Annotated in this window: 21 protein-coding genes, 1 tRNA gene and 1 pseudogene; 20 read left to right on the top strand and 3 right to left on the bottom strand. The window is 62.0% G+C overall.

The window, feature by feature from the left end; genetic code table 11:
• The first annotated feature begins 4 nt into the window (after positions 1-4).
• The 3 genes from ABVN19_RS11345 to ABVN19_RS11335 all read left to right on the top strand — a co-directional run bounded on the left by ABVN19_RS11345 (position 5) and on the right by ABVN19_RS11335 (position 4,279).
• Entirely contained in the window at positions 5-1,396 is a 1,392-nt protein-coding gene (locus ABVN19_RS11345) for an FAD-dependent oxidoreductase (RefSeq protein ID WP_105641985.1), read from the top strand.
• Between the two features lie 95 nt (positions 1,397-1,491).
• On the top strand, positions 1,492-2,199 hold the full coding sequence (locus ABVN19_RS11340) for a YebC/PmpR family DNA-binding transcriptional regulator (RefSeq protein ID WP_028946084.1): 708 nt from the start codon (positions 1,492-1,494) through the stop codon (positions 2,197-2,199).
• Between the two features lie 190 nt (positions 2,200-2,389).
• The gene (locus ABVN19_RS11335; protein WP_028946085.1) at positions 2,390-4,279 is read left to right on the top strand and encodes a propionyl-CoA synthetase; all 1,890 of its coding nucleotides are present in this window, start codon (positions 2,390-2,392) and stop codon (positions 4,277-4,279) included.
• A gap of 21 nt (positions 4,280-4,300) precedes the next feature.
• On the opposite strand, the gene zapE is transcribed toward ABVN19_RS11335, so the two are convergent.
• Positions 4,301-5,410, bottom strand: coding sequence for a cell division protein ZapE (gene zapE / locus ABVN19_RS11330; RefSeq protein WP_036990415.1), 1,110 nt, complete (start codon positions 5,408-5,410; stop codon positions 4,301-4,303).
• A gap of 284 nt (positions 5,411-5,694) precedes the next feature.
• Between zapE and ABVN19_RS11325 the strand changes: the two genes are divergently transcribed.
• The 9 genes and pseudogenes from ABVN19_RS11325 to ABVN19_RS11285 form a co-directional block, all read left to right on the top strand.
• The gene (locus ABVN19_RS11325) at positions 5,695-6,153 is read left to right on the top strand and encodes a spore coat U domain-containing protein (RefSeq protein ID WP_084168054.1); all 459 of its coding nucleotides are present in this window, start codon (positions 5,695-5,697) and stop codon (positions 6,151-6,153) included.
• A 35-nt stretch (positions 6,154-6,188) separates the two neighbouring features.
• Positions 6,189-6,722 carry a spore coat protein U domain-containing protein gene (locus ABVN19_RS11320; protein ID WP_353632809.1) on the top strand — a complete coding sequence of 178 codons (534 nt, stop codon included), beginning with the start codon at positions 6,189-6,191 and terminating at the stop codon, positions 6,720-6,722.
• Between the two features lie 17 nt (positions 6,723-6,739).
• Complete coding sequence (locus tag ABVN19_RS11315) at positions 6,740-7,273, top strand: spore coat U domain-containing protein (RefSeq protein WP_105641986.1); 534 nt, start codon at positions 6,740-6,742, stop codon at positions 7,271-7,273.
• Between the two features lie 3 nt (positions 7,274-7,276).
• Positions 7,277-7,780, top strand: a complete 504-nt coding sequence (locus ABVN19_RS11310; protein ID WP_051270731.1) for a spore coat U domain-containing protein — start codon at positions 7,277-7,279, stop codon at positions 7,778-7,780.
• Positions 7,781-7,840: 60 nt separating this feature from the next.
• Positions 7,841-8,611 carry a molecular chaperone gene (locus tag ABVN19_RS11305; RefSeq protein ID WP_028946091.1) on the top strand — a complete coding sequence of 257 codons (771 nt, stop codon included), beginning with the start codon at positions 7,841-7,843 and terminating at the stop codon, positions 8,609-8,611.
• 92 nt (positions 8,612-8,703) lie between these two features.
• Entirely contained in the window at positions 8,704-11,025 is a 2,322-nt protein-coding gene (locus tag ABVN19_RS11300) for a fimbria/pilus outer membrane usher protein (protein WP_028946092.1), read from the top strand.
• Complete coding sequence (locus ABVN19_RS11295) at positions 11,022-11,987, top strand: spore coat U domain-containing protein (protein ID WP_105641987.1); 966 nt, start codon at positions 11,022-11,024, stop codon at positions 11,985-11,987. The genes ABVN19_RS11300 and ABVN19_RS11295 overlap by 4 nt, the downstream gene beginning before the upstream one ends.
• 100 nt (positions 11,988-12,087) lie before the next feature.
• Positions 12,088-13,770 (top strand): nitrite/sulfite reductase, encoded by a 1,683-nt coding sequence (locus tag ABVN19_RS11290; protein ID WP_028946094.1) that lies wholly within the window; start codon positions 12,088-12,090, stop codon positions 13,768-13,770.
• A pseudogene (locus ABVN19_RS11285) lies at positions 13,758-14,249 on the top strand (DUF934 domain-containing protein); the annotation flags it as partial. The gene ABVN19_RS11290 and the pseudogene ABVN19_RS11285, both read left to right, overlap by 13 nt.
• A 13-nt stretch (positions 14,250-14,262) precedes the next feature.
• On the opposite strand, the gene ABVN19_RS11280 reads toward ABVN19_RS11285, so the two are convergent.
• Positions 14,263-15,879, bottom strand: a complete 1,617-nt coding sequence (locus ABVN19_RS11280) for an inorganic phosphate transporter (protein WP_028946096.1) — start codon at positions 15,877-15,879, stop codon at positions 14,263-14,265.
• A 113-nt stretch (positions 15,880-15,992) separates the two neighbouring features.
• On the opposite strand from ABVN19_RS11280, the gene ABVN19_RS11275 reads away from it, so the two are divergent.
• The 6 genes from ABVN19_RS11275 to pgsA all read left to right on the top strand — a co-directional run bounded on the left by ABVN19_RS11275 (position 15,993) and on the right by pgsA (position 20,488).
• Positions 15,993-16,376: a DUF488 family protein gene (locus ABVN19_RS11275; protein WP_028946097.1), complete on the top strand. Its 384-nt coding sequence runs from the start codon at positions 15,993-15,995 to the stop codon at positions 16,374-16,376.
• 16 nt (positions 16,377-16,392) lie between these two features.
• The gene (locus tag ABVN19_RS11270; RefSeq protein ID WP_028946098.1) at positions 16,393-16,818 is read left to right on the top strand and encodes a GNAT family N-acetyltransferase; all 426 of its coding nucleotides are present in this window, start codon (positions 16,393-16,395) and stop codon (positions 16,816-16,818) included.
• Positions 16,819-16,942: 124 nt separating this feature from the next.
• Positions 16,943-17,329: a helix-turn-helix transcriptional regulator gene (locus tag ABVN19_RS11265; RefSeq protein WP_028946099.1), complete on the top strand. Its 387-nt coding sequence runs from the start codon at positions 16,943-16,945 to the stop codon at positions 17,327-17,329.
• Positions 17,330-17,428: 99 nt separating this feature from the next.
• Positions 17,429-18,067, top strand: a complete 639-nt coding sequence (gene uvrY, locus ABVN19_RS11260) for a UvrY/SirA/GacA family response regulator transcription factor (protein WP_028946100.1) — start codon at positions 17,429-17,431, stop codon at positions 18,065-18,067.
• A 4-nt stretch (positions 18,068-18,071) separates the two neighbouring features.
• Positions 18,072-19,895 (top strand): excinuclease ABC subunit UvrC, encoded by a 1,824-nt coding sequence (gene uvrC / locus ABVN19_RS11255; RefSeq protein WP_028946101.1) that lies wholly within the window; start codon positions 18,072-18,074, stop codon positions 19,893-19,895.
• 32 nt (positions 19,896-19,927) lie between these two features.
• Positions 19,928-20,488, top strand: coding sequence for a CDP-diacylglycerol--glycerol-3-phosphate 3-phosphatidyltransferase (gene pgsA, locus ABVN19_RS11250; RefSeq protein ID WP_028946102.1), 561 nt, complete (start codon positions 19,928-19,930; stop codon positions 20,486-20,488).
• Positions 20,489-20,563: 75 nt separating this feature from the next.
• On the opposite strand, the gene ABVN19_RS11245 is transcribed toward pgsA, so the two are convergent.
• Positions 20,564-21,577: an ABC transporter substrate-binding protein gene (locus ABVN19_RS11245; RefSeq protein WP_158259235.1), complete on the bottom strand. Its 1,014-nt coding sequence runs from the start codon at positions 21,575-21,577 to the stop codon at positions 20,564-20,566.
• A gap of 202 nt (positions 21,578-21,779) precedes the next feature.
• On the opposite strand from ABVN19_RS11245, the gene ABVN19_RS11240 reads away from it, so the two are divergent.
• Both ABVN19_RS11240 and ABVN19_RS11235 read left to right on the top strand, forming a co-directional pair.
• Positions 21,780-21,855 (top strand) — tRNA-Gly (locus tag ABVN19_RS11240).
• Positions 21,856-22,076: 221 nt separating this feature from the next.
• Positions 22,077-23,873, top strand: coding sequence for an integrase arm-type DNA-binding domain-containing protein (locus tag ABVN19_RS11235; RefSeq protein ID WP_105641990.1), 1,797 nt, complete (start codon positions 22,077-22,079; stop codon positions 23,871-23,873).
• The last annotated feature ends 424 nt before the right edge of the window (positions 23,874-24,297 follow it).

Below are 24,297 nucleotides of genomic sequence, written 5' to 3'. Positions count from 1 at the left end.
GACCATGAGACCCTTCTGGCTGCAACAGGCGCTGGATCAGGAAGATGCGCCCGCGTGCCCACCCCTGGCCGCCGACACCCGTGCCGATGTGTGCATCGTCGGCGGTGGCTACACAGGGCTGTGGACCGCGCTGATGCTCAAGGAACAGAACCCGGCCCTGGACGTCGTGCTGATCGAAGCCGACATCTGCGGTGCCGGGGCCAGTGGGCGCAACGGCGGTTGTGCGTTGTCGTGGTCGGCCAAGTACTTCACCCTCGAACGACTGTTTGGCCTGCAGGAGGCGGTACGCCTGGTGCAGGCGTCGGAGCAGAGCATCTATGCCATCGGCGACTTTTGCCGCGCCCATGGCATCGATGCCGATTACCGGCTGGACGGTACCCTCTATACCGCCACCAACCGTGCCCAGATGGGCGCCACCGACGGTGTGATCGCCGCACTTGAGCGCCAGGGCATCAACTCCTTCCAGCGTTTGCCAGTGGAGCAGGTGCAGCGCATGGCGGGCTCGGCCAAGCACCTGGAAGGCTGGTTCTCGCCGGCCGCTGCCACGGTGCAGCCCGGCAAACTGGTGCGCGGCCTGCGCCGGGTTGCCTTGCACAAGGGCGTGCGAATTCATGAAAACACTGCCATGACCGGCCTGCAGGAAGGGCCGCAGGCCGTGGTGGAAACCACCCGCGGCGCCGTTCGTGCGGACCGCGTGGTGCTGGCCCTGAATGCCTGGATGGCGCGAGCCTTCCCGCAGTTCGAGCGCAGTGTGGCGATTGTCTCCAGCGACATGATCATCACCGAGCCCCGGCCGGAGTTGCTGGGGCAGATGGGGCTTACCAGCGGTGTCAGCGTGCTCGATTCTCGGATTTTCGTTCACTACTACCACAACACCAGCGATGGCCGGCTGATGCTCGGCAAGGGCGGCAATACCTTCGCCTACGGCGGACGGATGCTGCCGGTGTTCGACCAGCCTTCACCCTACGAAGGGTTGTTGCGCCGCAGCCTCGCCGAGTTTTTCCCAAGCCTTGCCCAAGTACCGGTGGCAGCCACCTGGAATGGTCCGTCCGACCGCTCCGTCACGGGCTTGCCGTTCTTTGGCACGCTCGGCGCCCAGGGCAATGTGTTCTACGGCTTTGGCTACTCGGGCAGCGGGGTGGGCCCCTGCCACATGGGCGGGCAGATCCTCTCGTCGCTGGTACTGGGCGTGGACAACGCCTGGACTCGCTCACCGCTGGTCAACGGTCCGCTCGGGTATTTTCCGCCCGAACCGATCCGCTACCTGGGGTCGTTGATGGTGCGCAATGCCATTCGTCGCAAGGAGCAGGCCGAAGACCACGGCCATCGGCCGCGCCGCCTGGATGTACGCCTGGCCCGCTTTGCCGCGGCGGCGGGCAAAGCCGACAAGGCCTGAGCAGTTTTTTTGTCGATTGCCACAACGAGGATGTATAAACTGCACCCACTTTGCCGGTCGCTACCTGAACCGGCACCTGAAACAAGAGAGTCGAGATGGGCGCACAGTGGAAAGCCAAGCATAGAGAAGCAGCAGCCAACGCCAAGGGCAAGATCATGGGCAAGCTGTCCAAAGAGATCCAGATCGCTGCCAAATCCGGCGCTGACCCGGACATGAACCCGCGCTTGCGCCTTGCGATCGAGCAGGCCAAAAAGGCCTCGATGACCCGCGAGACCCTGGAACGGGCGATCCGCAAGGGTGCTGGCCTGGATGGCGATGCGGTGCAGTACACCCTGGTGACCTATGAAGGCTTTGCCCCGCATCAGGTGCCGCTGATCGTCGAATGCCTGACCGACAACGTCAACCGAACCGTGGCGCAGATTCGTGTGCTGTTCCGCAAGGGCCAGCTGGGTGCTTCGGGTTCGGTGGCCTGGGACTTCAACCACGTCGGCCTGATCGAGGCTTCCCCGGCCAGCGCTGATGCCGACCCGGAAATGGCGGCGATCGAAGCCGGTGCGCAGGATTTCGAGGAAGGTGAAGAAGAAGGGGCGACCCTGTTCATCACTGACACCACGGACCTGGATGCCGTGCAGAAGGCGCTGCCGGAGTTTGGCTTCACCGTGAGCTCGGCCAAGATCGGCTACACGCCGAAGAACCCGGTCGGCGGTTTGAGCGATGAGCAGATGGCCGAGGTCGAGGCGTTCCTGCATGCCATTGATGACAATGACGATGTGCAGAACGTGTATGTAGGCCTGGCGGGTTGATTCGACCCTGAAGGTTTATCGCGGGGCAAACCCGCTTCTACCCCGGTAGGAGCAGGCTTGCCCCGCGATTTTTTCGGCCGCGACATTTGTGCATGTCTGATGAGACTTAAGTCGCCTGGCACCCAGGCCGTTGATGGCCATAATCGTTATTCGCCCTTTTTAATAACAACAAGCCCAGGGTTCAGTAACGATGACTTATCAGCACAGCCACGCCCATTCCATTGCCGACCCCGCCGCTTTCTGGGCCGAACAGGCCGATCGCCTGGCCTGGTACCGCAAACCGCTCAATACCCTCAGTGAAAACGCCGATGGCACCCACCAGTGGTTCGCCGACGGGCGCCTGAACAGTTGCTACCTGGCGCTGGATCATCAGATCGAGCAAGGCCGCGGCGAGCAGACGGCGCTGATCTATGACTCGCCGGTAACCGGCAGCCAGCAATCGTTCACGTATTCGCAGTTGCGCGACGAAGTCGCGCGCCTGGCTGGGTTGCTGCGCTCGCTCGGCGTGGAGAAGGGTGACGGGGTGATCATCTATATGCCCATGGTGCCCCAGGCAGCCATGGCGATGCTGGCCTGTGCCCGTATCGGCGCCGTGCATTCGGTGGTATTCGGCGGCTTTGCCGCCAATGAGCTGGCGCTGCGTATCGACGATGCCCGGCCCAAGTTGCTGCTCACGGCCTCCTGCGGGCTGGAGTTCGATCGGGTCATCGAATACAAGCCGCTGGTAGATCGCGCACTGCAGCTGGCCAAGCACCAACCGCGTCAGGTGCTGGTGCTGCAACGCCCACAGGTCCAGGCCAACCTGGTCGAAGGCCGCGACCTGGACTGGCAGGCAGCGGTGGCCGGGGCCGGCCCGGTGGCGCCAGTCGAGCTGGCCGCCGCCGACCCGCTGTACATCATGTATACCTCCGGCACCACCGGCAAACCCAAGGGCATCGTGCGCGAGAATGGCGGCAACGCCGTGGCCCTGGGCTTTGCCATGCGCCATATCTATGGCATGCAGGCCGGTGATGTGTGGTGGGGCATCTCCGATGTGGGCTGGGTGGTCGGCCATTCACTGATCGTCTACGGGCCGTTGATGAATGGCTGCACCACAGTGTTCTACGAGGGCAAGCCAATTCGCACCCCGGATGCCGGTGCCTACTGGCGGGTAGTGGAGCAGTACCGGGTCAATGGGCTGTTCTGCGCGCCAACGGCCATGCGCGCGATCCGCAAGGAAGACCCTGAAGGCGAACTGCTGCGCCGCTATGACTTGAGCTCCCTGCGTCAGTTGTTCCTGGCCGGCGAGAAGCTCGACTCCAGTACCCACCAATGGCTGGAGAACACCAGCGGCAAGACTGTGCATGACCACTGGTGGCAGACCGAAACCGGCTGGCCGGTGACTGCGCCCTGTGTCGGGCTGGACGGTTGCGCGGCGCGACCCGGTTCGAGCAACCGCGCAGTGCCGGGGTATCACGTGCGCGTGCTGGACGACGAAGGCCAACTGCTCGGCGCCAACCAGCAGGGCTCCATTGTGATTGCCCTGCCATTGCCGCCAGGCTGCAGCCAAACCCTGTGGGGCGATCACCAGCGTTACCTGGACGCCTACCTCACCACGTATCCGGGCTATTACCACACCGGCGATGGCGGTTATCTGGATGAAGACGGCTTCGTCTACATCATGGGGCGCACCGACGATGTCATCAACGTTTCGGGTCATCGCCTGTCCACCGGCGAAATGGAAGACCTGGTTGCCCGTCACCCAGCCGTGGCCGAGTGCGCGGTGATTGGCGTGCACGACGAGATCAAGGGCCAGGTGCCGTTGGCACTGGTGGTGCTCAAGGATGGTCAGGGCATCAGCGAAGCGGCGTTGCAGAGCGAGCTGGTGGCCAGTGTGCGCGAGCAGATCGGCGCTCTGGCGTGTTTCAACCGGGTGCGGGTGGTCAAGCGCCTGCCCAAGACCCGCTCCGGCAAGATCCTGCGGGCGGTGTTGCGCAAGATCGCCGACCAGCAGCCCTATACGCCGCCCTCGACCCTGGATGATCCCGCGGTACTGGGGGAAATCGAAGCGGTCATGGCCAGTCTCGCCCGGGCCGGCTGAACTGCTCGGCCTGCCCGGTAATCAGGTCGGGCAGGCCGAGGCCTGTAGCTGGCGGAGCTGCCCCAGGCGGCTGCGAGTGCGTGCAAGGTCGGCCGCTGTGCCGCCCAGGCTTTGTACTAGGGGCTCGGCGCCGACTAGCACCAGGTGTTTGTCCTGGTCGTAAAGCACATCCACCAGGTTGATGAAGCGTTGCTGCGCTGCAATCGAGCAGTCTTCCAGGCGTGGCAGGCCGTCGATAATCCAGTGATCGAAGCGCTTGGCCAATTCCAGGTAGTCGATCACCGCCGTGGGTTGTTCGCAGAGTTCGGCAAAATCAAAGCCGACCGTGCCTTGCTGGCTTAGCCTGGCGGTCAATTCACGCTTGCCCACGGGAATATCGATGGGTGCCTCAGTGAAGGGCGGCAAGCCGATTGCCTGGCGCTGGGCAAGGCTGCCAGGCCACAGGTAGTGCCCTTGGGTGAAGCGCTGCTGGCTGGCGTGGGTGGGGAGGCTGCGATAGTCCTGTTCGCCACCGACCTCCAGTACGTGCATGTGGCTGTTGATCAGGCGGATCACCGGCTTGAATCGCTGGTGGTAGAGCGGGTTGGGCAGCAGGCCTTCAGGTGCGTAGTTGGAGGTCACCAAGAGGAAGATGCGCCGCGCGAACAATGCCTGGAACAGGCGGGTGATCAGCATCGCATCACCGATATCGTGGACGTGGAACTCATCGAAGCACAGGACCTGGCACCCATCGAGCAACTGATCGAGGGTGCAGCCCAGGGCGTCGTCCTGATGACGATGGTCGAACATGCCCTGGTGCAGGCGGGCGAAAAAGTCGTGAAAGTGCAGTCGGCGTTTGTGCGTGTGGGGCAGGGCCTGGAAGAAGCCGTCCAGCAGCCAGCTTTTACCGCGACCGACCGCCCCATGCAGATACAGGCTGCGGGCCTGTCCGTTATCGATCAGGGCCGCCTGGGCCGCGAAGTGTTCAATCACCTGCAACTGTCCGTGACTCAGGGTGTATCCCTGTGCCGAAGCCTTTTGGCGAAAATGCTGACGAACGGTCCCGGCAACCCCGGCGGCGTCGTGTGACGAGGTAAGCCTGCGGTTGCGAAACGGGCGCAGCGAACGTATCCAGGAAGGCAGCAACGTCAACAATCAGGGCTCCTTGAGGGGCTGCGGACTCAAGCATCGGCTTGAGCGAGCGGGGCTAATTTAACCAATCGTACCGGCAACGGCCAGCGCTGTCTGGCCGTGAATGTCCGTCCGGACAAGGTGTACAGGACTTGTACATTCTTCTGCACGCTGGCAGGTTTTTCGTCCACTGCTACCCTGAACTTCAGATTTATCCCGCGTCGAAGGAAGACAAGGTGAAGGGACACTTTCTGGCCGCGTCGCTCGTGCTGGTCGTTGCTGACCGCGCCGCCGCCGCCGATTTCATGGTTGAAGTCAAAGTGGATGTGCAGCGTGGCTGTGTATTGATCCATCAGCCCCGCGATGCCGGCGCCCAGGCCTTGGGCGTGCTGGACTTTGGCGCCGCGGCGCGCCTGGATGACCCCGAGGGGCCGCTGAGTAGCCAGATGCTCGCCCAGCGCCCACCCCGCCTTGAATGCAACCCCGACACCGCTTACCAGGTGAAGGTCGATGGCGGTCAGCACGGTGGCGTGGGTGAAGTCCGCTACCTGGCCAGCGATCAACCTTCGGCGCGGCCGATTCCCTACCGTTTGTTTCAGGATCCGGCCTGGCGAATGCCCTTGCCGGTCAATGTTGCCCAGCATGCCCGAGTACCGGATTCAGGCTCGGTGGACTTGCCGCTGTACGCGCGTATCGACCGCTTGGCCCAGGTACCGCACGTGGGCGGTTACTCGGACCTGCTCAAAGTCACCGTGACCTGGTAAGGCCAGGAACGGCGCCTGCTAAAGGAACTGGCAGTATGAAACGACTCCTGCTGTTGAGTGCTGCGCCATTGCTGTTGGTCAGCCCTGATGCCTTCGCCGCGATGAGCGGGCATATCCAGGCCCGGCTGGTGATCAGCAGCGCCTGTCAGATCAGCGGCGATCCAGGTGCCGGGGTGGTCGAGTCGCCCGGTGCCGGGGTTCTGGACTTTGGCAGCCAGGGGCCCAGTTGGACCACGCCGCTGCGCTCGCACCTGGACGAATCGGCGGGTGATGGCACCCTGCAGGTACGTTGCAACCCCGCCGTGCGCGCCTTCACCGTGAGTATCAATGGCGGCGCCAATGGCGATGGCGCTACCCGGCGCCTGAGCAATGGCCGGGTGCTGATTCCCTACGAGCTGTCTGCCGACCCTACCGGGCGGGCCCGCTACGACATTGGCCAGACGCTGAACTTTTCGGTCAGCAGTGGCGCGCAGGTACCGATTCCGATCTACGGCGCGCTGGTTGCCCATCCCAAGGCGCTGCCGGCCTGCATTTACCGCGACACCCTGATGGTGACCCTGGACTGGTAATACGCAAGGAGTGACTCATGCATCCGTATATTTCCCGCTTTATCTTCGCCGGCGTCGGCCTGGCGCTGTGCAGCCAGGCCCAGGCGGCCACCGTGACCGGCAACATCAACGCCACCCTGACGCTGATCGCCAGTTGCCAGGTCAATGGCGGTACCGGCGCCACCGGACAGGACTTCGGCACCCTGGATTTCGGCAGCCAGGAAGCCTTGTTCACTACCGCGAATGCGCAGGTGCTGGGCGGTGCCGGTGGCGCGATGAGCATCTTGTGCTCCAGCGGCACCATACCGGCGATAAAGGTGAGCACCGGGACCAATGACAACCAGTCCGACGGCGGCAGCCGGGCCCTGGCCGACGGCAATGGCAACTACGTGCCTTATGACTTCTATACCGACGCAGGTCATACCCAGTTGTTGGCTATCGATGGGGTGATTACCCTGCCGACCAGCACCGGCGTGGCGCAGACGGTGAACCTTTACGGCCAGGCCGTTGGCAAACCGGGCCTGCCGGCCGGTGTGTACACCGACACGGTGGCGGTCGAGCTGAGCTTCTGAACCGTGCGCCGGGCGTTGCCCAGGTTGCTGGCACTGCTGCTGTGCAGCGTAACTTCGCCGCTGGATGCGGCGCTCACCAGCACCTTTCAGGTCAGTGCCACGGTGGTCGCCGGTTGCCTGGTGGAGGGGGGCGCAAGCAACTACGGCAGCCTGGATTTCGGCAGTTACTCGGCGCTGTCCACCAGCAGCGTGACCACTGCGCTCGGCGGTACCACGGTGACCTTGCAGTGCACGCCCGGGGTCAATTTGAGCATGAGTGTGGATGCCGGCCAGAACAGCGCCAGCGGTACCCGCAACCTCAAGCGCAGCAGCGGTTCTTCGCTGGTGGCCTATCAACTGTTTCGCGATGCCGGTTTCAGTCAAAGCCTGGGCATCAATCAGGGTGTACCGGTGAGCTACAGCAATCCGGCAATCATCAAGCTGCCGGTGTACGCCCGGGCCCAACTGACTGGCAACCTGCCCGCCGGCAATTACACCGATGTGGTGCAGGTGGTACTGACCTTTTAACGCCCGGAAAGTGGACGCTACAACAACAAGGAGCAAGGCATGGGGGCTAGCGCTGACGGTATGCGCAAACGAATCAACGGATTGGCCTGTGCGCTGGCATTGTTCAGCAGTGTGCCGCTGCAGGCGGCTACTTCGGTGTTGATCTGGCCGATCGACCCGGTGCTTGAGGCGGGCCAGAAGGCAGGCGCCTTGTGGCTTGAGAACCGCGGCAACGAGCCGGCCAACCTGCAGGTACGGGTGTTCGCCTGGCGCCAGGGCGAGTTCGACGATCAGTACCAGGCCCAACGCGAAATCATCGGCAGCCCGCCCGTGGCCAACATTGCGCCGGGGCAAAAGCAACTGATCCGCCTGACCCGCACCGGTACCTCACCGGTAGGCCAGGAGCAGGCCTACCGCATCATCATCGATGAAATTCCCTCCGCGTTGCCGCCTGCGGCCAGCGCCGACAAACCCCAAGCGGCAATCCGCTTCCAGATGCGCTATTCGGTGCCCCTGTTCGTCTATGGCGAAGGCTTGTGGGGCAAGGCCGATGCCAGTGGCCAGCGCGGCGCCGCCGGGGTCGGCAAGCCGGCGCTGAGCTGGCGACAGGTATCGGTGCAGGGCAAGCCCTATGTGGAAATCCGCAACACGGGACCGGTGCATGCGCGCCTGACCGACGTGGTGCTGCAGCAGGGCGGTCAGAGCCGGCCGCTGGTGGATGGCCTGCTGGGCTACGTGCTGCCCGGCGCAAGTATGCGCTGGCCGGCACCGCAGCCGATGACGGCAGCCACTGTACTCAAGGGCCGGGTCAACGGACAGGAACCGGCGCAAGCCCTGAATCAGGGCCAATGAACACCAGCAAGTAGCACCGCAACAGGGGCCAGGGAGGACCCGGCAATGGTTGGATATTGTGTGTGAGTGTTCTTCTGGCCGCGACACGCCGCCTGGCACTGAGGGCTTGCGGCTTGACCGTGCTGGGCTGTGCGCCGCTGTTCGGCGGCGAGCTGCCGCCGCCCCCGGCCAGCCTGGAAGCGGTCGCCGACGCGCCGCTGTTCCTGGAACTGGTGGTCAACCAGATGAGCAGCCCTGAGCTGGTGCCGGTGCAGCAACGCGCCGGGCGCCTGTACATGGCCACCGTCGACTTGCGGGCTGCAGGCATCGATCTGCCCGGCGAGCACGGCACTGAAGTTGCACTGGACAGTATCCCGGGCCTGCACAGCGACTACGACAGCCAGGGCCAGCGGCTGGTGGTGCAGGTGCCGGCGGCCTGGCTGCCGACCCAGCGCATCGGCAACCGCCAACTGTCACCGGCAAGCGAAGCGCGAAGCAGCTTCGGCGCGTTGTTCAACTATGACCTGTACCTGAACGACACCGATGATGGCGGCCGCTACCTGGCCGCCTGGAATGAACTGCGCCTGTTCGACAGCTGGGGTACGCTGTCGACCACCGGGCAATGGCGCCAGGCCTTGGGCGGCAACGAATTCGACGACAGCCAGGAAGGCTTTCGCCGCTACGACACCACCTGGCGCTACACCGATGAAGTGCGTCTGCTGACGCTGGAAGTCGGTGACGTGCTCAGTGGCGCCTTGCCCTGGACCAGTTCGGTGCGGCTGGGCGGCCTGCAGCTTTCACGCGATTTTGGCGTGCGCCCGGACCTGGTCACCTATCCGCTGCCAGCCTTCGCTGGTGAAGCAGCAGTGCCTTCATCGGTGGACCTGTTCATCAACGGCTACAAGAGCGCCAGCGCCGACCTGCAGCCGGGCCCCTATACCCTGACCAACGTGCCGTTCATCAACGGTGCAGGGGAGGCGGTGGTGGTGACTACCGATGCCCTCGGCCGGCAGGTGTCGACCACCTTGCCGTTCTATGTCACCAGCACATTGCTGCAAAAAGGCCTGGCGGATTTCTCGGTGGCCGCCGGCAACCTGCGTCGTGACTACGCGATCCGTGATTTTGCCTATGGCCCGGGTGTGGCTGCCGCCAGCCTGCGCTATGGGCTCAGCGACGTCATTACCCTGGAAAGCCATGCCGAGGCGGCCGAGTCCCTGGCCCTGGGCGGGCTGGGTGCGAACGTGCAGGTGGGCAACTGGGGGGTGGTCAACGGCGCAGTGAGCCAGAGCAGCCTTGACAGCCGCAGCGGTCAGCAAGTGAGCCTGGGGTATCAGTTCAACAGCCGGCGCCTGGGTTTCAACTATCAGCGGCTGCAACGCCACGGCGATTACGCCGACTTGTCGCTGGTCGACAGCCCCTACGCGCGCCTGAGCCAGCGCAGCGAGCAAGCCACGCTGAGCCTGAACCTGGACCAGTACGGCAGCCTGGGGGCCGGTTATTTCGACGTGCGCGCCGGCGACAACAGTCGCACCCGGTTGCTCAACCTGAGTTGGAGCAAGTCGCTGTGGGCCAACAGCAGCCTGTATCTGTCGGCCAACCGCGAGATCGGCGATAGCCAGTGGGCGGTGCAGGCGCAATGGGTGATCCCGTTCGACCTGCGCGGTACCCTGAGCATGAGTGTGGAGCGCAACCAGGCCGGGGAAAACCTTCAGCGGGTCAACTACAGTCGTGCGGTGCCGAGCCAGGGCGGCGTGGGTTACAACCTCGGTTACGCCGATGGCGACCGCGAGGCCTACCGACAGGCCGACCTGACCTGGCGCCTGCAGTCGGTGCAACTGCAGGCCGGAGTATATGGTAGCGGCGGCAACATGACCCGGTGGGCCGATGCCAGTGGCTCGCTGGTGTGGATGGATGCCGGGGTGTTCGCCGCCAACCGCATCGACGATGCCTTTGTGGTCGTCAGCACCGACGGCTTTGCCGATGTGCCGGTGAACTACGAAAACCAACGGGTGGGTCGTACCGACAAGAACGGTCACTTGCTGGTGCCCTGGAGCAGCGGCTACTACCGGGGCAAGTATGAAATCGACCCGATGGAGCTGCCCAGCACCGTGCAGGTGCAGCAGGTCGAACAGAAAGTGGCAGTGCGTCGTGGTACAGGCTATTTGCTGGAATTCCCGATGCACAATGTGGTGGCGGCCAGTCTCCAGTTGGTGGATGCCAGCCACAACGACCTGCCGTTGGGAAGCCAGGTGCGGCACGAGCAGAGTGGCGCACATGCGGTGGTGGGCTGGGACGGGCTGGTCTACCTGGAAGGGCTGTCACCCGACAACAGTCTTGAGGTAGCGCTGGCCAGCGGTGGTCGTTGTCGGGTGCAGTTCAAGATGGACGGCAATCAGCAGCAGGTGCCGCTGATCGGGCCGCTGGTATGCCGATGAAACGCCTGCTGGCGGCCCTGGCCCTGTTGACCAGTGCCCAGGCATATGGATTGTGCGCAGTGGTGGCGACGGCACCGGCAAGCTTCGGCTCGGTCAGTTCCTCCCTGGTGCTCAGTGCAGTGCAGTCCGCTTCGACCACCAATGCCGGCCTGCAATGCACCGGTTCGCTGCTGACACTGCTGCGCAACAATGACCACTTCTACGCCACGTTCAGCCCGGTCGGCAACACCATCGGGCTCGTCGGGCCGAGCGGCGATGTCATCCCGTACACCTTGTACGCCAACAACAGCATCAGCTTCCCCATCACCCGCAATCTGGCCTATGACTTCGCCCGCAACGGCATCATCGATGCCTTGGGGCTGCTGGGCGGGACCACGCCGCGGTCGGTGCCGATCTACCTGAAGACGCAGCTCGGAGCCAACGTTGCGGCCGGCCTTTATCAAGAAACCCTGTCGGTGTACTGGGATATCGACTACTGCTGGGGCATTGGTGTGGGAAACCTCTGCCTGGGGCGGCAGAAACTCGAAGGCACGATGAACCTCACTATCAGCCTGACAGTGACCAACGACTGCCAGATCACCACACCGAACATCAGCTTTGGCAGCGCCCCGGTGGTGGCGGGCTTTGGCACCGTCAACGGTAACGTAAACATTTCCTGTACCAAGGGCAGCAGCTACACCGTGGGATTGGATGATGGCCAGAACGTCGCGGTGGGCCGACGGCGGATGAAGTCGGCGGCCAACAACTACCTGGCCTACGACATCTTCAAAAGTGCCGGCAATGTGCGGTGGGGCAAACTCGCCAGCGCGCGGCGAGCCAGTACTGACGCCGACATCAATCCCGGTGCCGGTACTGGTAATGGCAGCCAGGTGTTCAACTACAACGCCAAACTCTACACCGACCAGGCCACGCCGCCGGCCGGGGCTTATCAGGACAGTGTCATTCTCGATGTGCAGTTCTAAAACCTGTAGGCCCCTGATCCGTATAAATCCCCCAAACCTGAATCTGTAACTCAGTACACCCGAACGCCATAGTAAGGGCCTTCGTGATGAGGTCCGAACCATGTATCAGTATGACGAGTATGACCGTGCGCTGGTGTTCGAGCGCGTGGCGCAGTTTCGCGATCAGGTGCAACGTTTCATGGGCGGTGAGCTGTCTGAAGAAGAGTTCCTGCCCCTGCGCCTGCAAAATGGCCTGTACTTGCAGAAGCACGCCTATATGCTGCGGGTGGCGATTCCCTACGGCACTCTTGGCGCGCGTCAGATGCGTACTCTGGCGCTGATCGCCGGTGAGTACGACCGCGGCTATGGGCATTTCACCACCCGCCAGAACATCCAGTTCAACTGGATCGAGTTGGCCCAGGTGCCCGATATTCTCCAACGCCTTGCCGAGGTCGAGATGCATGCCATCCAGACTTCCGGCAACTGCGTGCGCAACATCACCACCGAGGCCTTCGCCGGAGTCGCCGCCGACGAGCTGCTCGACCCACGCCCGCTGGCCGAGATCTTGCGCCAGTGGTCGACTATCAACCCCGAGTTCCTGTTCCTGCCACGCAAGTTCAAGATCGCCATCTGCTCTGCCCGAGAAGACCGGGCGGCGATCATGATGCATGACATCGGCCTGTACCTGTACCGCGACGCTCGGGGCCAGATGTGCCTGCGGGTGATGGTCGGCGGTGGCTTGGGGCGCACGCCGATCCTGGGCTTGCAGATCCGTGAGGGGCTGCCCTGGCAGCACTTGCTGTCATATGTCGAGGCCATCCTGCGGGTGTACAACCGCCACGGCCGCCGCGACAACAAGTACAAGGCGCGTATCAAGATCTTGGTCAAGGCCCTGGGGATCGAAGCCTTTGCCCGTGAGGTGGAGCAGGAGTGGCAGCACATCAAGGATGGCCCGGCGCAACTGACCGAAGATGAGTTCCAACGCGTGGCTGCGGCGTTCGAGCCACCAGCCTACGCCAGCGTGGTCGACGAAGCACTGGACTATGAAACCCACCTCGCCCAGGACCATGCCTTTGCCCGCTGGGTGGCCTGCTGCGTCAAGCCACACAAGGTGCCGGGCTACGCCAGTGTGGTGCTCTCTACCAAGCCTGGCGAGGCCTCGCCGCCAGGCGACCTGACGGCCGCCCAGATGGAGGCGGTGGCGGACTGGTCGGAGCAGTTCGGTTTTGGCGAGATTCGCATTGCCCATGAGCAGAACCTCATTCTGCCGGATGTGCGCAAGCAAGACCTGCACGCGCTCTGGCGGTTGGCCTGCGAGCGTGGCCTGGGGACGGCGAACATTGGCCTGTTGACCGATATCATCGCGTGCCCGGGTGGAGACTTCTGCGCGTTGGCCAATGCCAAGTCGATCCCCATTGCGCAGTCGATCCAGCGCTGCTTCGACGACCTGGACTACCTGCACGACCTGGGTGAGCTGAGCCTGAACATCTCGGGCTGCATCAATGCCTGTGGCCATCACCACATCGGCAATATTGGCATCTTGGGCGTCGACAAGAATGGTAGCGAGTGGTACCAGGTCACCCTTGGCGGCGCCCAGGGCAAACACAGTACCTTGGGCAAGGTGATCGGCCCCTCGTTCAGCGCCGCCGAGATCCCGCGGGTGATCGAGCAGATCATCGCCACCTACTGCGCCTATCGCGAGCTGGACGAGCCCTTCGTCGATACTGTGCGCCGGGTAGGGCTGGAGCCGTTCAAGGAGCGGGTCTACGCCAAGCGCCCGGAGGAGCTCATATGCGTAATGTGATTGCCTTGCGCAATGGCGAGGCACAGCTGCTGGCCGAGGACGGCTGGCAGTTGCTGCGCGACGTTGAACAGCCGCTGCCCGACGGCTTGCTGATTCTGCCTTTTACCGACTGGCTGGAGCGTGAAGCGCGACAGCCCACCGGCCGCGACGGCCTGTGGCTGGGACCGGACGATGAGATCGAAGCGCTGGAGCCGTGGTTGGCGCAGGTGCCGCTGATTGCCATCGATTTTCCAAGCTTTCGTGACGGGCGCGGTTACAGCCAGGCGTATCTGCTGCGCAGCCGCCTGGGCTGGCACGGCGAGCTGCGGGCGGTGGGCGATGTGCTGCGCGACCAGCTCAGCCATATGCGTCAATGCGGCTTCGACAGCTTTGCGGTGCGCGAAGACAAGTGCGCCGAGGATGCCTTGAAGGGCCTGGCCGGGATGAGCGTGTTGTACGGACGTTCGGTCATCGAACCGAGGCCGCTGTTCCGGCGCCGCTGTTCCGGCGCCGCTAGAACACCTGGCGCAGAATCCAGTACAGCCCGCCGGCCATCACGATCGCCGCAGGCAGGGTCAGTACCCAGGCCATCATCAGGTTGACGATGGTGCGCATCTGCAGCCCCGAGCCATTGGCAACCATGGTCCCGGCCACCCCTGATGACAACACATGGGTGGTCGAGACGGGCATGCCGTACATGTCAGCCACGCCAATGGTACACATCGCTACCAATTCTGCCGAAGCACCCTGGGCATAGGTCAGGTGGGTCTTGCCGATCTTTTCCCCGACTGTGACCACGATCCGTCGCCAGCCCACCATGGTGCCCAGGCCCAGGGCAATGGCCACGGCAATCTTGACCCACAGTGGAATGTAGCGGGTGGCGTCATCGAGCTGGCGCTTGAACAGTTGCACCTTGTCCTGGGTATCGGGTGTGAACGTGACCAGTTGGTGTTTGTTGATCAGGCGGATGGTTTCGCTGGTCAGGTACATGTCGTTGCGCACGTTGGCCATCGCCTCGGCGGGCACGCGGTTGAGGGAACCGTAGCCTTTTACTTCCTCGCCAATCGAGCCCGCCAGGGCAGCCAGGGCCGGGACCAGCTCAGGGCTGGCGGTGGGCTGGCGAATGAAGTCGCTCAAGGTCTGGCGTGGGTCTGCCGTCAATAGTTGGGGGGCGCTTCGCTGCAAGGCGTGCTGGGTGACCTCGGCGACTGCTGCAAACTGCAGCGATTGCTCCGCCGGCATGGTGCGGTTCAGGGCGTAGGCCATGGGCAGGGTGCCCACAAGAATCAACATGATCAGGCCCATGCCTTTCTGGCCATCGTTGGAACCGTGGGCAAACGACACCCCGGTGCAGGTCAGAATCAGCAGGCCGCGAATCCACCAGGGCGGAGGCGTATTGCCCACGGGCGCCTGGTACAGGTCCTGGCGCTTGACCAGGTGGCGCAGCGCCAGCAGCAACAGCGCGGCGCAGGCAAAGCCCACCAGAGGCGAGAGCAACAGTGAATAGCCGACTTTCGCCGCCTGGGACCAGTCCACACCGCTGGTGCCGTCACGGCCGTGCATCAGGGCGTTGGCAACGCCGACGCCGATGATCGAGCCAATCAGGGTATGTGAGGACGAGGCCGGCAGCCCCAGCCACCAGGTGCCCAGGTTCCAGATAATGGCCGACAACAGCAGGGCGAACACCATGGCAAAGCCTGCCGAGGAGCCGACCTTGAGGATCAGCTCGACCGGCAGCAGGGCAATGATGCCGAAGGCGACAGCGCCACTTGAAAGCAACACCCCGAGAAAGTTGAAAAAGCCAGACCAGACCACGGCCACCGAGGCGGGCAGCGAGTGGGTGTAGATCACCGTGGCCACCGCGTTGGCCGTGTCGTGAAAGCCATTGACGAACTCAAAGCCCAAGGCGATCAGCAGGGCCACCCCGAGCAGCAGGAAGGGCGTCCAGGTGGTGATCACCGTACCGGTGGCGTCGATGTCGCGAAACAGGCTCCAGGCGGTATAGAACAGTCCGCCCAGCAGTAAGCCGAAGAACAGGATCAGGGTATTTCGGCCGGGCTTGTGGTGCAGGCGCGGCCGTGGATCGGCTGTGGCCAGCGTTGGGTGGCTGGTCAGCGTCGGGGTAGTCATGATGACTCCGGGTTACGTTACCTCAGGCGTCCAGCATAAGAACTGTGCATGACGTCGACGTGACCTCGGTCAATAAATGCCTCTACGCTGACAGGATGAATGGGAGAAATCCGATGATCCGTTGCAAGCGAGTCTATGATCCCTTGGCACCTGATGACGGACAGCGCGTGCTGGTCGATCGGCTATGGCCACGCAATAAACGCAAGGCCCAGTTGCAGGCACTGTGGCTGCCGGAAGTTGCGCCTTCGACCGCCTTGCGCCAGGCCTTCCATGGCGGTGAAGTGGACTTCGCCGGCTTCGCCGAACGCTACCGACAGGAGCTGGCCGCCCGGCCAGAGCATTGGTGGAAACTGCTGGGCATGGCCGAGCAGGGTGAGGTGACCTTGCTCTATGCCGGCAAGGACACCGAGCACAACAATGCGCAGGTGCTGGCGGCGTGGCTGGAAGATGAACTGGAGCGGCGTGGCCCGTCGGCCTCGCCGGTCTGCTATCTGTAGCATGGAATGAAGAACGATGATCCTGACCCCCGCCGCCGATCAGCATTGCCCCTTCGCCCGCGACCTGACCCGGCGGGCGATGCTGCCGTACTACCACGAGTTCGACCTGCTCTGGATCGAGGAGGCCTTCAACCAGGCCTGGAGCTGGCGCGAGCAGTGGCTGGTCGTCGAGCACGACCGGGTGGTGGGGTTTTGCAGCCTGAGCCAGGATCGCCAGGCCCTGTACATTCGCGAACTGCACTTGATCGAGTCGGCACGCAGGCAGGGCCTCGGTACCCAGGTGCTGGCGCAATTGGTCGATTGGGCTCGTGAGCGACGCTTGCCCCTGGTGCGTCTGACGGTGTTCAAGAGCAACCCGGCCCAGGGCTTGTACCGACGCGCAGGTTTCGTTGCCATGGGCGAAGATGAGTGCTTTGTGCGCATGCAAAGGCTGGTCGATTAGCGCAGTCTCACGGGGCTGCTGGCTTGTGTCGGTGTCGTGAACCCGTGCATAGTGCCGGTCTTCAAGGGCCGGTGTGGTTTGAGGCCGGCCCGTTCGGACGATGTACGGGAGACAGTGAAATCGCATGAACGGAATCGGATCGCGGCTCAGGGAAGAACGAGAGCGCCTGGGCATGACCCAGCGGGTATTCGGGGATATCGGTGGTGTGGAACCCAATGCCCAGGGTAAGTACGAAAGCGGTGAGCGAACGCCCAAGGCCGACTACCTGGCGGCGGTGGCGGCTCGCGGCGTCGACAGCTTGTATGTGTTGAGCGGCGTGCGCACGCCGATACCGCAAGGCAGCCTGAGCGCTGAAGAAGATCGCTTACTGGGGTGTTTTCGCAGCCTGGCTGCGGCTGACCAGGCAGCGGTGCGGCAGTTGTTGGGCAGCCTCGCCAATCCACTGCCAAGGGCCTGCGCGCCGATCGGTGGACCCGAGCACACCCTGGCCGGGCGACTGTCGGGAAAATGAAGCCGGGTGGCGCACAAAGATGCGTTCCGTTAGCTCTACCACGCGATTTTTTGCTAAGGTGGCCGGATCCAATTTTTCGCCGTCGTGCGAGGTGTCTGCTTGATTAGGGTCCTGGTGGTCGATGATCACGATCTGGTGCGTACGGGCATCACCCGTATGCTGGCCGATATCGATGACTTGCAGGTGGTGGGCGAAGCCGACTCCGGCGAGGCATCACTCAAGGTCGCGCGTGAACTCAAGCCCGATGTGGTCCTGATGGATGTGAAGATGCCCGGGATCGGTGGTCTCGAGGCCACGCGCAAGTTGCTGCGCAGCCACCCTGATGTGAAAGTCGTGGCCGTCACCGTGTGCGAAGAAGACCCGTTTCCCACGCGCCTGCTCCAGGCCGGCGCCGCTGGATACCTGACCAAGGGCGCAGGCCTGGACGAAATGGTCCAGGCCATTCGCCTGGTGTTTGCCGGCCAGCGCTACATCAGCCCGCAGATCGCTCAACAGCTGGCGCTCAAGTCGTTCCAGCCCCAGGGCTCACCCTTCGATGCGTTGTCAGAGCGGGAAATCCAGATCGCCCTGATGATCGTCGGTTGCCAGAAAGTGCAGATCATCTCCGACAAGCTGTGTCTGTCACCGAAAACGGTCAATACTTACCGTTATCGGATCTTCGAAAAACTCTCGGTCACCAGCGACGTCGAACTGACGCTGCTGGCGGTCCGCCATGGCATGGTTGACGCCAGTCTCTGAGCTCATGACCCCTGTGTTCGATTCAAGTGCCTTCCTGGCGACCTGCAGCGGTCGCCCGGGCGTTTACCGGATGTTCGACGGCGACGCCCGGCTGCTGTATGTCGGCAAGGCCAAAAACCTCAAGAAGCGCCTGGCCAGTTACTTTCGCAAAACGGGCCTGGCGCCGAAGACGGCTGCCCTGGTGGGCAGGATCGCCCAGGTCGAAACCACCATTACCGCCAACGAGACCGAAGCGCTGCTACTCGAGCAGACGCTGATCAAGGAATGGCGCCCGCCCTATAACATCCTGCTGCGTGACGACAAGTCCTATCCTTATGTGTTTCTTTCGGACGGTGCATTTCCCCGTCTGGGGATTCATCGTGGCGCCAAGAAACAAAAGGGCAAGTACTTCGGCCCTTACCCCAGTGCGGGCGCCATTCGGGAAAGCCTGAGCCTGCTGCAGAAGACGTTTTTCGTGCGCCAGTGCGAGGACAGCTACTACAGCAATCGAACGCGGCCATGCCTTCAGTACCAGATCAAACGCTGCAAGGCGCCGTGCGTCGGGCTGGTGGAGCCCGAGGAATACGCAATCGATGTGCGTCACTCGGTGATGTTCCTCGAGGGGCGCAGTCACCAGTTGACCAACGAGCTCAATGCCGAGATGGAGCAGGCCGCCATGGCCCTTGAGTTCGAGAGGGCGGCCGAGTTACGCGACCAGATCGCCTTGTTGCGCCGGGTCCAGGACCAGCAGAGCATGGAAGGCGGCAGCGGCGATGTGGACGTGGTGGCCGCTTTCGTCAATCCGGGTGGCGCTTGTGTACACCTGATCAGTGTGCGCGGTGGACGGGTACTGGGCAGCAAGAACTTCTTTCCCCAGGTTGGAATCGAGGAGGAGGTGGCCGAGGTCATGGCTGCGTTCCTGTCCCAGTACTACATCGGCAACGCCGAGCGCGACCTGCCGGGTGAGCTGATCGTCAACGTGGTTCATGAAGACTTCGAGGCTATCAGTGCGGCCATCGAAAGCTTGCGCGGTCGCGAACTGACCATCAGCCACCGGGTGCGTGGCACCCGGGCGCGCTGGCAGCAGTTGGCGGTGACCAATGCCGAGCAGGCGCTGATGGCGCGCCTGGCCAACCGTCAACACATGGCCTCGCGCTTCGAGGCACTGGCCAAAGTGCTGGACCTGGATGAAACCCCGCAACGCCTGGAGTGCTACGACATCAGCCATTCCAGCGGTGAGGCGACGGTAGCCTCTTGCGTGGTGTTTGGCCCGGAGGGGCCGTTGAAGTCCGATTACCGACGCTTCAATATCGAGGGCGTGACGCCGGGAGATGACTATGCCGCGATGCACCAGGCCTTGACCCGGCGTTTCGGGCGAATCAAGGACGGCGAGGGCAAACTGCCGGATGTGCTCTTGGTGGACGGCGGCAAAGGCCAGTTGAACATGGCTCGGGAAGTGCTTCAGGAACTGGCCGTCCCTGACCTGATTCTGATCGGTGTGGCCAAGGGCGTGACCCGCAAGGCCGGATTCGAAACCCTTTACCTCAATGATGTGGCCCATGAGTTCACCCTCAAGGGGGACTCGCCTGCGCTGCATTTGATCCAGCAGATCCGTGACGAAGCGCACCGATTTGCCATTACCGGGCACCGTGCCCGGCGCGGTAAGGCCCGGCGGACCTCAAGCCTTGAGGATGTGGCCGGCGTGGGGCCAAAACGGCGTCGTGACCTGCTCAAACACTTCGGCGGCCTGCAGGAATTGTCCCGCGCCAGCATCGAGGAAATCGCCAAAGCACCGGGAATCAGTAAAAAGCTTGCCGAGTCGATTTATGCCAACCTGCATAGCGAGTAGAATGCCCGCTCACTTTGCAGCCAGTTGTGCCGATGAATATCCCAAATCTGCTTACCGTTCTTCGCGTCCTGCTCATTCCGATCTTCATTTTGCTGTTTTATGTTCCGTATCACTGGAGCTATATGGCAGCAAGTACAGTGTTCGCCATCGCTGCGGCGACTGACTGGCTTGACGGCTACCTGGCCCGTCGCCTGCAGCAGAGCACGCCATTTGGCGCATTCCTGGACCCGGTGGCCGACAAACTGATGGTCGCCGTGGCCCTGGTAATGCTGGTGCAGGATCATGCCAACCTGTGGCTGACCTTGCCGGCGGTGGTCATTATCGGTCGCGAGATCGTGGTATCGGCCCTGCGTGAGTGGATGGCCGAACTGGGTGCGCGGGCGCATGTAGCAGTGTCGAACCTGGGTAAATGGAAAACGGCTGCGCAGATGCTTGCCCTGGTGATTCTGCTGGCCAATCCGGCCACGTTGAGTTTCTGGGTGGTAGTGGGCTACACCTTGCTGATGATCGCTGCAGGCCTGACGTTGTGGTCGATGGTGCACTACCTGCGCGCTGCCTGGCCGCATTTGCGGGAAGGTTCGGAAAAGAAGTAGCACATTGTTGTGGGTGAAAAAGCGACCTTGAGGTCGCTTTTTTCGTTTTTGGCGCTGGGTTTCCCGTGCAGCCGATTACTTCATCGCCTGCAGGGCGGCGTTGACGAAATCGTTGGTCCAGGTGCCGGCAGGGCTCAACGCCATTTCCCGCAAGGTCGGATCAAAGGCTTGCAGGGCTTGTCGGGTGAGGGCCGGGCCTTGTGCGGGAAACAACCCGTTGCTCGAGAGCGCTGGCTGGATATTGCGATAGGCCTGTTTGTACAGGTCGGGATCGTCGAGCAGGTAGTCGGTTGGCACCAGGGCGGCGACATCTTCGGCGCTGGCGCTACGCAGCCAGTGCAAGGCCTTGACCATCGCATTGGTCAAGGCCTGGATGGTCCTGGGGTTTTCCTCGATGAAAGAGACCTTTGTATATAGCGTACCGGCAGGCATCGGCCCGCCGAACAGGGCTCGCGTCCCCTGGGGGTGACGGGTGTCGGCGATGATGTGAAGGCCGTGTTGTTTTTCCAGCAGGCTGATGACCGGTTCGGTGTGGGCAATGACGTCGACCTTGCCGCTGTGCAAGGCCTGCGCGGCATCAGCAGAGGCGCCCACCTCGACGAAGGTAACCTCATCGGCACGTACCCCAGCCTTGGCCAGGATCAGGTTGGCCAGCATCTGGGTCGAGGAGCCTGCGGAGCTGATGCCGATTTTCTTGCCACGCAAGTCGCTCGCCGTGCAGTACTCGGGCAGGGACCGGGAAGAGACTGCCACGACCACCTGTGGTGCCTCGGCGGTCAGTACAAAGGCGCGCAGGGCATGCCCGCGCGCCTGCATCCTCAGGGTATGGTCGTAGGCGCCACTGACGACCTCGGCGTCACCGGCAATCATGGCCTGGAGCGCCTTGACGCCGGCGCTGAAATCGACCACCTCAAGCTCAAGTCCTTGTTCTTCGAAGTAGCCCTTTTGCAGTGCGACCGCCAGTGGCAAATTGTAGAGGAGCGCGTGGCCGCCGACCGCCAGGGTGAGCTTGGGGCGCTCCAATGCCGGCACGCTTGCCGGGATCATGAGCATCAGGCAGAGCGCCAGGTTTCTGAATAATAGGGTCATGATAGCTTCCTTGCACAGTGGGGAAGCGAAGCTAATCAGAGTGGGCAGCATGGGCAATGGCAGAAATCTGAGAAGGGCGTGGGAGGTTTCGCTCCCTGGCGTGCTGCAAACGATCGCGCGGCCATGGCCAACTTCATAAAAGTTTTTTGAATCAAAGGCTTGACGCCATTTGTTGATCCTATAGAATGGCTATCACCAAAACGCGGGAATAGCTCAGTTGGTAGAGCACGACCTTGCCAAGGTCGGGGTCGCGAGTTCGAGTCTCGTTTCCCGCTCCAGTTATAGATCTACAGAGTTCCATGGAAGTCTGTAAGTCGTTGAAAAAAGGGCCGAAAGGCCCTTTTTTCGTTCCAGGAAAAACTACCGAAAACCGCTAGTAGCCGGGCATTTTAAGGCCAGTTTTGAGGCCAGAATGGGATAGACCCCAATTCGGTTTTCCAGTGGAGCAGCATCGCGCACGAGAAGAGCATTTGGCCTCCGACAGGTTCAGGAGGTCACCATGGCACTTTCGGAAATGGCGATTCGGCATGCCCGAGTCATAGGCAAAGACTACACGCTCGCCGACAACGATGGACTGATTCTGCACGTCACGGCCCAGGGCGCCAAACTCTGGCACTTTCGGTTTTACTGGGAAGGCAAGCAGAAGCGCATGTCCTTCGGCAGCTATCCGCAGGTGGGCTTGCGCGATGCACGTACGCGCCGCGATGAGGCGCGAGCACTGATTGCTCAAGGGACCAATCCGTGTGAGCAGCGCAAGCAGCAACGCCAAGCAGTCCGCCTTTCCACTGATCATACGTTTGACGCGGTTTTCAATCAGTGGATTACATTCCGCCGGCTCAGCCTGAAGGAAGGGCGTCAGAGCACGCTGTCGCAGATCCTACGCATCTTTGCCAAAGACATTCAGCCCTACATCGGCGAGCAGTCGATCCATGAGATCAACCGGCATGTGCTCATGGATCTCCTCAGTCGAATCGAATGCAGAAAAGCCTTCACCACTGCGGAAAAGTGCCGGACCTGGCTCAACCAGCTGTTTCGTTATGCGCTCGTGCGCATTGCCGGTCTTGAGCACAACCCGGCAGCAGACCTTGATGTAGTGGCCGTGCCTAAACCGCCTGTGGAGCACAATCCATTTTTGCGCATGGAGGAGCTTCCGTACTTTCTGGGCAAGCTGCGTGCGTTCCGTGGCTCGCAGCAGACGCAACTCGGGATCCGCCTTTTGCTCCTGACGGGGGTGCGGACCGGGGAGTTGCGGCTGGCTACCCCCGATCAGTTCGATCTCGAGCGTAGACTCTGGATCATTCCTCCGGAAGTAGTGAAGCAGCTACAGCTCAAGATGCGCAAAACGCGCCGTCAAACCGCAAAGGTGCCGCCATACATTGTTCCGCTGTCTATCCAGGCGGCCGAAGTCGTACGGCTGTTGCTGGATCAGGTGGTACCGGCACAACGACACTTGCTCGCTCATCGAAGCGATCTGAGCAAGCGCATCAGCGAGAATACTCTGAATAGTGCGTTGCGACGTATGGGCTTTGCTGATCGGCTCACAGGCCATGGAGTAAGGGCGACCATTTCAACGGCGCTCAACGAAATCGGTTACCCCAAGATCTGGGTAGACGCGCAGCTCTCGCATGCTGACCAGGACAAGGTGAGTGCGGCCTACAACCATGCGGAGTACGTCGAGCAACGACGTACGATGATGCAGGATTGGGCCAACCGATTGGACCTCTGGGTCCAGGGGCATGCCAAGGCGGCGAGTTCACCACTGAGCATTAGGTTGGAGGGCGCGGCACAGTTATCGCTTGGGCCGCAGAATTTACCTCTCGCTTCAGTCCGCAATGGCATAAAGCCAGAAACGACCTCAGTAGCTCTTGCAGGTGGTAGGCCACTGACGGATCAAATCGGTGCATCGGATGCGTATGGTGTTCGGTTGGCTTCTGATATCCAAAGAGAGCGTGCGCAGATGCTCGAAGTCTATGAGGCGCCCAGCAATTTGCCTTTGCTTTCCTTCGCACGTCTGGCTGGAAAATCTCGAGATCAAATCAACCGTGATATCAAGGCACGACGCCTACTGTCACTCAGCTTAGGGAATCGCGGCCAGCGCATTCCCGACTGGCAGTTGGATCCGTTAAAGCACAAACTTGTCATCGCGATATTCAGAAAATTGCCTCAGTTGGGGCCATGGGATGTGTATCGCTTACTCAGCGAGCCTAACGGCAATCTAAGAGGGAGGGTGCCGGTCGATCTCGTGCAGCCTGACAACTTCGAAAAGACCGTGGCCTTATTGATTCGGGATCATTAGCGAGCTGTGGTGCTGAAAGGAAGGCCGTGCAGTGGATGCATACATCTTGATCCCTGTGCGAGCCCAAAGGACTAATGGTCGGTAGGGGGGAGTCGTGAGTGGCGCCACGGTGGATATGATCTTGAGTTCGAATCCCTACGCTTCCGCCACTAACTTTCATTAAAGCCATGATTTTACAGGGCTTTTTTGTGTATGGTCGGTTTCAGCCCATACCCTAGCCCATACTTTGGGGGCTGGCTTTCAGTGCGCGTAGTTGGAATTTTCCGCCGAACGGCCTCTCACTTTTAAGCTGCGGGGCCTTGATACGATGTGCTGGCTGCCGTTGAGTTCATCGTACTCTTAGGTCATCCGTTCCGGATGGCCTTCCCCTGTTGTCGTCTTGCTTGGCCTTCGACTGTTGTCGCCTTGCTTGGCGTTCGCTCGA

This window comes from Pseudomonas vranovensis (genome assembly GCF_040438935.1).
GTDB lineage: Bacteria > Pseudomonadota > Gammaproteobacteria > Pseudomonadales > Pseudomonadaceae > Aquipseudomonas > Aquipseudomonas vranovensis.
The sequence above is the reverse complement of the archived record's forward strand: the minus strand, read 5'-3'. Positions and strand labels throughout refer to the sequence as shown.